Below are 11,400 nucleotides of genomic sequence, written 5' to 3' on the forward strand. Positions count from 1 at the left end.
AATAATTACTAAATTTACCATTGTTCGTGTTATGCAATGGTCTTTTTGTTATGCAATGAAATTAACAACTACTTTCGCAAATTTACACTTGACTTTAACTAGCTGGTCTATAAAATTTTAATAGTATTACAACTATCTAAACTCTTCTTAAATTTCACTTCTGAAGAACATAACATATTCGCTCTGTATTATCACTTACTACTTTATTTTCGTAACTATCAGATTTCTTAATTATTTTGAATCCAATCTTTTTTATAGTGTTTTCTATGTATTCTTGAGTATACGCTCTTTCTGAATGCATCTCATCAAATCGTCTATATACTTGTCCTTCTTTTACGAAAAAGGTTAAATTCATCTCTACTATATTATTTTCTAAATAATTTTCCCAAATATATACTACATCATCACTATCGTAAGTATAAGTATTATTTCCGAGCACATTAGTTAATTTATAATATGAGTTAATGTCAAACACAAATAACCCATTATCTCTTAACAAACTGTATGTGCCCAGTAAATACTTTTCAAAATTTTCTTCTTCTAATATATAGTTACTAGAATCTAAACAACAAGTTATGAGGTTAAATGTATTATTCAAGTTAAGTTCATAAATATTCTGACATACAAAGTTTGCTTTTATAAGCGCTTCCCTCATTTTTTTCTCGGCTTGACTTAACATATCACTAGATAAATCAACTGCCCATATGTATTTAAATTCATTTGCAATTTCTATAGTAAGATTACCTGTACCACATGCTAAATCTAAATAACTCTCCATATCTAGGTTGTATTCTTTACAAATACATAATATGTTAGCTGCCCACGTCTTATAATCAATATCAGAATTGATTAATTCATCATATATACGAGCAAACTCTTTATAACAATCCATATTAACATTTCTCCTTTTCCAAGAGATTCCTTTCTTTTCCAAAGAATTCGTTTCTTCTTCAAAGAATTCTCCTTTAAAAACAATACTAGCATATAACATTCTAACCTATGCATCAAATATTGTCCAAAGTAATTTAGTTAATATGTTTAGAAATCCTTATTTTTAGGAAGATTAATGCTTTTCTTTCTCTTTGTCATTAGGCCTCCAATTCTTCCTGTTTCTTCTGCTGTTAACCCACTCCATCCACACTCTTCTATCTTACCTGTTAGCCCTAACTCTTCAGCTAATTCATATTTTAATGTTTCTCTAAGCATTTCATTTTCAGTTAGCTCTTTGTTTGTTTTTAATTTAGCTTTTATGACCTTTTTTAAAGGTGTTTTTCCCATAATGTACCTCCCAGTTTTCATTGTATTATATTATATTTTTTACAATTTTGAATTTTTTATTCACAATAATAAGAAAAATTAAAATCACTCTTTATTCAATTATGTTATAGTTATAACTAAGGTATCTATAATATTATTTTAAAATTACAATGTTGTTAATACTTTCTTTAATCTATAAGTCACTGATTTTCATTTTTTTTAGGAAAAGTATATATATTTTCATATATGGGCTATATAATATAATAAAGAATTATATTTTAGTGACTATTTATGTACTCTTTAAATTTAATATGAATTAGCATGACAAAATGCATCACTAAAAGTGATTTAGATTAATAAATATATAGTAACAATAATAAATAGTTGTATGAAGAATAATGATTAATCTCCATATAACTACGAGGAGGTAATCTTTTGAGTATTTTTAAAGGTTCTGGAGTTGCAATAATTACTCCCTTTAACGAAAGAGGAGTAAATTTCAAAAAACTTGAAGAATTAATAGAATGGCATATTAAAAGTAAAACAGATGCAATTGTAGTATGTGGAACTACTGGTGAAGCTTCTACAATGACTGATCAAGAAAAAAAAGAAACCATTAAATTTGTAGTTGATTTAGTCAATAAGAGGATTCCAGTAATTGCTGGTACAGGAAGTAACGATACTGCCTCTGCAATAAGTATGAGTAAATGGGCAGAAAAGATTGGAGTAGATGCAGTACTTGTGATTACACCTTACTACAATAAGACTACACAAAAGGGATTAATTGAACATTACAAAGCAATTTCAAGTAGTATCAAGTCACCAATTGTAATATATAATGTTCCTTCAAGAACATCTCTTAATATTAGCCCACGCACACTTCAAGAATTATGTGTAATACCAAATATTGTAGCAATTAAAGAAGCAAGTAGTAATATAAGTCAAATAGCACAAATTAAAGCACTATGCGGAGATAACTTAGATATATATTCCGGTAATGACGACCAAGTTATACCTATACTTTCTTTAGGTGCTATAGGTGTTATATCAGTTCTCGCAAATATAATTCCTACAGACATGCACAATATGTGTGATTTATATTTTAAGGGAAAACATGCAGAGGCTCTAAAAATTCAACTTGGGTACCTTCCTCTTAACAATGCTGTATTTGTAGAAACTAATCCTATTCCTATAAAAACGGCTATGAATCTTATGGGAATGCAGGTCGGTCCCTTAAGACTCCCTTTATGTGACATGGAAGAAAACAATTTGAAGTTTCTAAAAAAAGAACTAAAAGCATACAATATTCCTTTAAAGGAGGATAACTAATGATTAAAATGCTTCTAAACGGTTGTAATGGGAAAATGGGTAAGGTCATTTCTGATATGGCTAAGACATCTAAAACAGTTGAAATTGTAGCTGGTATCGATAGAACTTCACCTAATTTAGGATATCCATGTTATGACGATATACTCAAATGCAAAGTTGATGTAGATGTAATTTTAGATTTTTCAAGACCAGATGCTTTAGATAGCTTATGCACATATTCTAAGGAGAAAAATATTCCTATTGTGTTCTGCACTACGGGTTATTCAGCTGATCAATTACGTAAAATTGATTCCCTTAGCAAAGAAATTCCAGTATTTCATTCAGCAAACATGTCAATAGGCATAAATGTTATTAATAATATACTTAAGAGTATAAGCAATATGCTTTATAAAGATTTTGATATTGAAATAATAGAAAAACATCATAACCAAAAAGTTGATGCCCCTAGTGGTACTGCTCTACTTCTTGCAAATACCATTAGAGATTCCATTGATAGTGATACATTCTTAGTTAAGGGTCGTGATGGTTTAAGTAAAAGGCAGCCAAATGAAATAGGTATTCATTCAGTACGTGGTGGAAACATTATAGGTGATCATGAAGTCATCTTTGCAGGCAAAGGCGAATGTATTGAACTCAAGCATACTGCAATATCGAGAGATGTTTTTGCTATAGGTTCACTTAAAGCCTGCGAATATATATATGGAAAAGATAAAGGTTTATATAATATGGACGATGTAATCAACTTGTCTATATAGCATTTAAAATATAAATTGTTCAATAAATTAATTTGCACCCTATAATGTAGAGAATTAAAAATTCTACATTATAGGGTGCATTAAATTTTATTTTTTAAATTATTTCTTAATTTCCAATGGTTTTTAATTTTGTTATGCTAAGTTTAAAGATTTAAGCCATTTTTCCATTCTGTCCAAACCTTCTTTTAACACTTCTAAACTATAAGAATATGAAATTCTTACAAAACCCTCTCCTCCTGTTCCAAAAGCTGAACCAGGTACAACCGCAACTTTTCCTTCATTCAATAACCTATTACAAAATTCTTCACTGCTCATAGAAAATCTAGCTATAGATGGAAATATATAAAAAGCACCTTTGGGAAGTGCTACATCCATTCCTATTTTCTTTAATCTTTTATATACATATTCTTTTCGCATCTCAAACTCCACTTTCATATCATTCACATCACCCATGCTAGAACGTAATCCTTCATATGCACCCCATTGGGATATTGAGGTTACACAAGAAACATTATATTGATGTACTTTCATTATATTATCTGTTATATATTTACTTGCACAGACATATCCTACTCTAAGCCCTGTCATTGAAAACATTTTAGAAAACCCACCTACTAAAATAACCCTATTTCTTAGTTCATCAATTTGAGCTAAGGAGTAATATTTTTCATAACATAATGAGCTGTACATTTCATCACTTATTATGTAAATGTCTTTTTCTTTCAAAATTATAAAAAGTTTATCTCTCTCTTCAAGCGATAATATTGCTCCTGTAGGGTTTGACGGATGTGACATTACTAAAAGCTTAGGATTCTCCTCATCAATTAATTTAATTATAGATTCAAAATTAATAGTAAAATCTTTATTAAGATTGTAATTAACAACTTCTGCGCCAAAAATCTTAACGCAGCTCTCATAAGCTGGATAAGCCGGTGTTGGAATTAGCACCTTATCCCCAGCGTTCAAAAATGCTGCGAATATGCATAAAAGTGCTTCACTTCCACCTACAGTTACTGTTATTTCATCAGCTGAATATCTTATATCCATACTTTTCAAAAATTCAGAAATTTCATTTCGTAGTTCTGGAATTCCCGCATTAGCTGTATATTTCGTTTTATTATCATTTATAGCCCGAATCATGGCATTTTTAATGTTTTTAGGCACCGGAAAATCAGGTTGCCCTAGAGTAAGTGAAATTGCACCCGGTACCTTTGTAACCTTATTAAAAAATTTTCTAATTCCAGAAATCTCTACATTATTTACATTATTTGAAAATATATTATCCATAACATCCTCCAATTCAAGTGTTTTTACTCTCAAGTGTTTTCATTACAAGTATTTTACTATATAATAGAATAAAAATCAGTATTTTTTATATTTTTCTAAGATAATATTAAATTTTTTGTTTAATTACTGTACATTTTGTTATATTATTTACAATGTACATAGTTTTGTGTTAAAATTTTATTTTTAAATTGGACTATATTGTTTAAGATAACAAAAAAATTAATATTATTAAATATAAAATACTATTTATAGTTTAACCAGAATTAAATGTATAAAAACAATAAGTTGGCTTAATACTTATAATATGAAAGGAGAATAATTATGAATTATGATTTAACAGACCCTTATGAAATTGCAAGATACATAAAAGAAGCTAAAAAAGCAACTCCCATTAAACTATATATTGATGGTGATTTATCAAAATGTGAGTTTGGAGGTATAGAAAACTTTGGTAGTGGAGATTTTTATATGCTTTTTGGAGAAAGTGAAGAGGTATCAGCTTTCCTAATAAAATACAAGGATAAAATTAAAAAATTTAAACTTGAACAAGACAGACGAAATTCAGCTATTCCTCTAATAGATTTAAAAAATATTGATGCAAGAATTGAACCAGGTGCAATAATACGTGATAAAGTTATAATAGGTAAAAATGCCGTTATAATGATGGGCGCTGTAATTAACATAGGTGCTGAAATTGGCGATGAAACAATGGTAGACATGAATGCTGTTGTTGGTGCACGTGGAAAGCTTGGTAAAAGAGTTCATTTAGGTGCAGGTGCCGTAATTGCAGGTGTTCTTGAACCGCCAAGCAAAAGCCCTTGTGAAATTGGAGACAACGTACTAATTGGAGCAAACTGCGTTATACTCGAAGGCGTAGTCATTGGAAAAAATTCTATAGTTGCAGCAGGGTCAGTAGTTGTAAATGATGTTCCTGAAAATGTTGTAGTTGCTGGAACACCAGCAAAAATAATAAAAAATGTTGATAGTAAAACCAAAAATAAAACTCAATTGCTTGATGATTTAAGAAAATAAAAAAGGAAAAGAGCATATATTACTGCAAATTCATTTCTCTACGCTAAGTAATTCTAAATTAATTTTAATGAAAGATACTAAAAAGTACAAACTCGCTAACGCTCAAACATGTACTTTTCTTAACGTATCCATCATTAAAATTAATTAAGAAATACTAAAAGCTAGTTTAAATGAATTTACCATAATATATGCTCTTTTCAATCCATAAAACAATGCATTTACTGTAATATATTCTCTTTTTAACCACAACCAAAGGTTGAATGTTAAAAATATAAAATAATAATTTTAACAGATATATTATATTGCGTCTAAAGCTTGAAAATCTGTTTCTTCATCAGTTGGTGTATTTGTTTCTTCTGTTTTCTCACCATCTTTAGTTACTTTTTCCATTTTTGATATGGACACTTCATATGCTACTTTCTTTATAACTTCATCATCTGATAATTTCTTTTGATACTCCCTGCTTTGAAGTCTACCCCAAATTCTTATATTATCTCCTACTTCAAGACTTTTACAAAATCTAGAATTTCGTCCCCAAGCAATTGTAGGTATATAATCAGATTTATTATACAATCTGTTAACTGCTAAAAGCATGTCTGCAATCTCTCTTCCAAATGGAGTTGTTCTATAAACTGGGCTTTTGCAGATAAATCCATCTAAAAATATTTGATTTGGATTTTTACTTCTTTCTTCACATACTTTAATATCTCTCGCAAATACTGTTAATATTAATCTATTTGATCCCTCAACAAATTTATTGTAAGATCTAAGTTGGCCTTCAACTATGAATTCATTTCCTACCTTAATTTCCATACCTGCAATCAATCTTTCAGAAATTGTTATAGTTAATACATCAGTTGTTTCACTAAGTCTCCATACTTCAAAATCAAATACGTAAAAACCTTCTCCATACATTTCATGACTAAATTTTAATTCAGATACTACTTTTCCTTCTAAATAAATCTTGTTGTTTAACATAACATTATCCATCATAATCCCTCTTTCCCTTAGTTTTTTTATTAAAATTTCCTTAGAATATAAGTATTCATTTTACTAATGTAATATTCCTAATATTGAGAGAATTTTGTTTATATTTATTTTTCCAAAATTGTTAGGATTTATATTTCCATTATAATACAAATACTAGTTGAATTTCAACACTTTTAAATTTTATTTTTGCATTTGTTTTCCTGCTTCATCTATATAATAATTTTTTTTATATATAAGGTTCGATACAGTTACAAATTGGTAGCCCTGATTTTTAAAATATTCTAGTATTTTTGGTAAGTTCTCAGGGGTATATTTTGCATCATTATGAAATAAAAGTATGGAACCTGGCTTAGTGTTTTTAATTATTCTATTATACTCAATTTGTGCACCTTGTTCTTTCCAATCTATACTATCTACATCCCATTGAATACAATAGTGATTTGTAGAGGCTACTGTATCAATTACAAGATTATTATATTCTCCAGATGGGCATCTAAAAAGTGGTGTACCTTGTCCTGTTATAGCCATTATCTTTGCATCTGTAATATCTATTTCTTTAATTATTGTCTCTTTTGAAACTGTAGTCATTATAGGGTGCTTATTAGAATGATTTCCTATTTCATCTCCCCTATCATAGATTGTCTTTAACATGCCCGGATACTGATCTACCCAAGCTCCCACTACAAAGAATGTTGCCTTGGCATTATATTTATCTAACATCTTTAATATATCACCTGTTCTATCATCACCCCAGCTTGCATCAAATGAAATTGCAATCTTTTTCTCTTTAGTATCTACGTTGTAAATTGGTAACTTACGTTGTTCACCTATAAAGGTTCCTTTAGTTTTAAAGTTATAAACACCTATAATTGTTGAAATTCCAATGAAAATCACACAAAATATTATTAGATTTTTTTTTATGTAACTCATGCCTTATTTTATCCCCCTTAGATTGCTTTTAACTCAAACAGTATTTATTAAACTATCGCCGTCTTGAACATTTATACTTTAAATTTATATTCTAAAAATTAGTATATATGTATATTTTAATCATAAAACTTATTTCTTATGATAATTTTGGCAAAACAATATAAAATATTATTAATTAAAAGCACCGATTAATATCGATGCTTTTTATGTTATAATGTTTATAGTTAATTTTACATGAAACAAAACATTTCATTATTGTTTTGGATTAAGTGAACTACAAGGAGGAACAGATATGTTTGAAGATGCTTTAGATTTAGCTGAAAATAAGCTTCTTTTACTTTATATATTTTATAAAATAAAGCTCCCTATTTCCAATATCCAAATAACACAAATTATTTTGGAAAATAATTTTATAAATTATTTTACTTTGCAACAATATATTACTGAGTTAATTGCATCTAATCTGCTTAAATATACTGAGCTTAAGGGTAAACATAGATTACATATTTCTAAAAAAGGTGACAATGTTCTGTCCTTATTTAAAGGAAGAATCTCCGAAAGCAAGATATTACTTATCGATAACTATTTAAAATCTCATATTGAAAACATAAAAAAAGAACTAACAGTTAGTGCTGACTATACAATCGAGAACAATAATAATTATTTAGTTAACCTAACTGCTTCTGAAAATAGTTTTACACTTATCGATATTAAACTTAGTGTAGCATCAAATAAACAAGCACAAAAATTATGCACTAAATGGAGAAATAAGCCTTCAGATCTTTATGCTAAGATAATCAATCTTCTCATAGACGATTAATCTTCTTGCAGAAGTTTCATCTTCTTGCAGAAGCTTTATTTGCTTATTGAAGCTTCATCTTCCTACGCAAGTTACTAATTTTGTTATAGGAAAGTCATTCCTGTTGGCTCTGGGCCGATAGATATGGCTTTTTTGATTTCAGTAATTTTATCAATTCTAAAAAGCAAATTGTTATAGTTATCTCCTACATACAAATATTTATCATCTTCGAGCAATCCTCTTGGCATACCTCCTATTTCAATTTTTTTGATTTCATTATAATTATTTATGTCTAACATACTAACCGTACCCTCTCCAAAATTAGAAACATAACAAAATCTTTCATTACAATATATGTCCACAGGTGAATTACCCACAGATATCTTATATAGTACGTCATAGTTTTTTAGCGAAATTATACTAATGCTACCTTTGTTATCCATACCAATATTGCTCTCACAAACTAAAATATAATTTCCGTCTGGAGTAATTACAGCCTTAGTAGGATATGAACCTACCCTAATGTTTTTAATATTTCCATTATGAGTGCAATCTACTATTGTTATACTGTCATTATTCATATTTGCTACTACAACAAGCTTGTTTTTTTTGCAGATATAAATACTATGTGGTGAATTACCACAAGGAATTGCTTCTGCAACATTTTTGGTCAATAAATCAAAAACTATTATATCATCAGAATCTCCACAAATAACATAAGCCTTATCATCATAAACTGATAAATCATTACAATGCATACCTATAAAATAACTTTTAGTTTCATAGCTATTAATGTCTACCATAGAAATACTATTATCATAACTATTAGCAGTTAATATATTATCTTTATAGACGTATATACCATGAGGACCAATTCTTTTGAGATTTTCTTTATCCAACCGAATTTTTTTTTCTTCTACAAACAAACTCAAGTTAACTTTCGATATGCAATCTGATGATGTACTACATACATATAGATTTCTCAAATTTCTCACCTCCTCATTACCATAATATGAAGATGCTAATAAAATGCTAACAATGTTTTTACGAAAATTAAATTCTTGAAATATAGATGCTAAATAGTATATACTTAATATTGTATTTAATAAAATTGCGGAATATGGAGGAATGAATTATGTATAGTTATGTACCAAAAGGCGTTTGTTCCACAAAAATAGATTTTGACATAGTTGATGGTAAAATATCAGAGGTTAATTTTACAGGAGGATGCTCTGGAAATTCATCTGGAGTTGCTGCCTTAGTAAAAGGCATGAAAGTTGAAGAAGTTATAAAAAGACTTAAGGGTATTAACTGTGGTACTAAAAACACTTCTTGTCCTGACCAATTAGCAATAACGCTCGAGAAAATTATAAAGGCTTAATTAATACATATTTTAATAACATTAAATGTGCTAAAAAACCAAGGCATATACTAAATGATAATATATGCCTTGGTTCTTTTTTATTATTAAAAATTATGTATATTGCGTATGATTTTTCTCATATCTCCTACCATATATAATGATCCACAAACTAATAGTAAGTCCTTATCACTACAGTAACTTAGAGCTTTTTTATAAGCCTGCTCGTAATCTTCAATTGCCTCACATTCTGTAGTATATTTTTCTACTTGAATTTTTAATTCTTGCGATAGTTCTGCGCGCACGCTATGTGGTGTAACCGTAATTACTCTACTTACCTTTGGAACTATAGTTTTTATCATGTCTTCCACTTGTTTATCCGCAAGTATTCCAAGTATTAATATTATTTTATCATAATTAAAATACATATCTAAACTTTGTGTAAGATTTTTGATGCCATCGATATTGTGTGCTCCATCGATAACAACTAAAGGCCTTCTATTCATCACCTCAAGCCTTGCAGGCCACTTTACCTTTCCTAGTCCTGTTATTATATTATCTTTACTAACTTCAACCCCACGCTTTCTAAGCTCCTCTATAGCATGAATTGCTACAGAACAGTTCAGCAATTGATGTTTCCCTAGAAGTGATAAATTAATACTATAATTATCAATTAAGGTATGAATTTCTATTTTTTGAGTTATTAAACTATTGCTAATATATGTTTCCTTTTCCTCTGGACTAATTAATATATGTTGTAAATTTTTTTTGCCTAAATACACAGCTGAATCTCGTCTTACTTTTATAATCTTACATTTTTTCTGATTACATATTTTGTCTATTACTTCCTCACTTTCTTTTTGCTGCGGAAACACAACTACTGAAATGCTAGGTTTAATTATACCTGCCTTCTCATATGCAATCTTTTCAATAGTGTCTCCAAGTATTAGAGTATGATCTAAACTAATAGATGCAATGATACTTAAAATAGGAGTAATTACATTTGTTGAATCAAGCCTTCCTCCAAGCCCTACCTCAACTACTGCAAAATCTACATTGTTATTATAAAAATATAGAAAACCAGCACAAGTAATTATCTCAAATTCCGTTGGATTACTATAACCAAGTTCAACAACCTTTTCCACAGCTTTTGAAACTTCTGTTATAATGTCACTTAAATCCGTTTTAGATATATTCTTATTATTTATCTGTATTCTTTCTTCAAACTCCTCTATAAACGGAGATATATATGAACCTACCTTATATCCAGATTCCACCAAGATAGTAGTTAGCATAGCTGTAATCGAACCTTTACCATTAGTTCCTGCAATATGTACACATTTTAATTTCTTATGTGGGTTTCCTAAAAGTTCTAATATTTTTTCAGTTCTCTCAAGCCCAAGTTTACTACCAAACTTTGCTGTGTTTTTTATATAAGCTATTGCTTCGTCATAATTCATGCTTATCCTTCCTTTCAAGTCATCTTATTAAATTCTATACCAACATAGGTACAGTTAACAACCTTTTAATATAATTAAGTTTATTAAACGTTAATATACTTAATTATAATGTTACTAAAAGGCAGGGACGGTTAACAACTAATTCCCCCATTAGTTGTTAACCGTCCCCTTTTACTTTCAAACCATTTTACTTCTATTACA

The 11,400-nt window shown here is 29.0% G+C and carries 12 protein-coding genes; 5 read left to right on the top strand and 7 right to left on the bottom strand.

What is annotated here, in order from left to right; genetic code table 11:
- Positions 1–154: 154 nt before the first annotated feature.
- Positions 155–892, bottom strand: coding sequence for a class I SAM-dependent DNA methyltransferase (locus KPL38_RS10020; protein WP_216289022.1), 738 nt, complete (start codon positions 890–892; stop codon positions 155–157).
- Positions 893–1,038: 146 nt separating this feature from the next.
- Positions 1,039–1,278, bottom strand: a complete 240-nt coding sequence (locus KPL38_RS10025) for an alpha/beta-type small acid-soluble spore protein (protein ID WP_216288999.1) — start codon at positions 1,276–1,278, stop codon at positions 1,039–1,041.
- Positions 1,279–1,692: 414 nt separating this feature from the next.
- Here KPL38_RS10025 and dapA point away from each other — a divergent pair, with 414 nt between their 5' ends.
- Together dapA and dapB are read left to right on the top strand one after the other, a co-directional pair.
- Positions 1,693–2,586 (top strand): 4-hydroxy-tetrahydrodipicolinate synthase, encoded by an 894-nt coding sequence (gene dapA, locus KPL38_RS10030; RefSeq protein WP_216289000.1) that lies wholly within the window; start codon positions 1,693–1,695, stop codon positions 2,584–2,586.
- A complete protein-coding gene (dapB, locus tag KPL38_RS10035) occupies positions 2,586–3,341 on the top strand; it encodes a 4-hydroxy-tetrahydrodipicolinate reductase (protein ID WP_216289001.1) in 756 nt (251 codons plus the stop codon). The genes dapA and dapB overlap by 1 nt, the downstream gene beginning before the upstream one ends.
- Before the next feature lie 132 nt (positions 3,342–3,473).
- Here dapB and KPL38_RS10040 read toward each other — a convergent pair whose 3' ends face one another.
- Positions 3,474–4,628, bottom strand: a complete 1,155-nt coding sequence (locus tag KPL38_RS10040) for a pyridoxal phosphate-dependent aminotransferase (protein ID WP_216289002.1) — start codon at positions 4,626–4,628, stop codon at positions 3,474–3,476.
- Positions 4,629–4,949: 321 nt separating this feature from the next.
- Between KPL38_RS10040 and dapD the strand changes: the two genes are divergently transcribed.
- On the top strand, positions 4,950–5,660 hold the full coding sequence (gene dapD, locus KPL38_RS10045; protein WP_216289003.1) for a 2,3,4,5-tetrahydropyridine-2,6-dicarboxylate N-acetyltransferase: 711 nt from the start codon (positions 4,950–4,952) through the stop codon (positions 5,658–5,660).
- A gap of 297 nt (positions 5,661–5,957) precedes the next feature.
- Here the strand turns inward: dapD and KPL38_RS10050 are convergent, their stop codons facing one another.
- Positions 5,958–6,650 carry a single-stranded DNA-binding protein gene (locus KPL38_RS10050; protein WP_216289004.1) on the bottom strand — a complete coding sequence of 231 codons (693 nt, stop codon included), beginning with the start codon at positions 6,648–6,650 and terminating at the stop codon, positions 5,958–5,960.
- A 180-nt stretch (positions 6,651–6,830) separates the two neighbouring features.
- On the bottom strand, positions 6,831–7,580 hold the full coding sequence (locus KPL38_RS10055; RefSeq protein ID WP_216289005.1) for a polysaccharide deacetylase family protein: 750 nt from the start codon (positions 7,578–7,580) through the stop codon (positions 6,831–6,833).
- A 292-nt stretch (positions 7,581–7,872) separates the two neighbouring features.
- Between KPL38_RS10055 and KPL38_RS10060 the strand changes: the two genes are divergently transcribed.
- Positions 7,873–8,400, top strand: a complete 528-nt coding sequence (locus tag KPL38_RS10060) for a DUF4364 family protein (RefSeq protein WP_216289006.1) — start codon at positions 7,873–7,875, stop codon at positions 8,398–8,400.
- Between the two features lie 83 nt (positions 8,401–8,483).
- Here the strand turns inward: KPL38_RS10060 and KPL38_RS10065 are convergent, their stop codons facing one another.
- The gene (locus KPL38_RS10065) at positions 8,484–9,365 is read right to left on the bottom strand and encodes a YncE family protein (protein WP_216289007.1); all 882 of its coding nucleotides are present in this window, start codon (positions 9,363–9,365) and stop codon (positions 8,484–8,486) included.
- A gap of 149 nt (positions 9,366–9,514) precedes the next feature.
- Between KPL38_RS10065 and KPL38_RS10070 the strand changes: the two genes are divergently transcribed.
- On the top strand, positions 9,515–9,760 hold the full coding sequence (locus KPL38_RS10070; protein WP_216289008.1) for a TIGR03905 family TSCPD domain-containing protein: 246 nt from the start codon (positions 9,515–9,517) through the stop codon (positions 9,758–9,760).
- 86 nt (positions 9,761–9,846) lie between these two features.
- On the opposite strand, the gene KPL38_RS10075 is transcribed toward KPL38_RS10070, so the two are convergent.
- Positions 9,847–11,199, bottom strand: coding sequence for a bifunctional folylpolyglutamate synthase/dihydrofolate synthase (locus tag KPL38_RS10075; protein ID WP_216289009.1), 1,353 nt, complete (start codon positions 11,197–11,199; stop codon positions 9,847–9,849).
- Positions 11,200–11,400: the final 201 nt, after the last annotated feature.

Origin of the sequence: Clostridium psychrophilum, assembly GCF_018861705.1 — a bacterium.
Classification (GTDB): Bacteria; Bacillota; Clostridia; order Clostridiales; family Clostridiaceae; genus Clostridium_AD; species Clostridium_AD psychrophilum.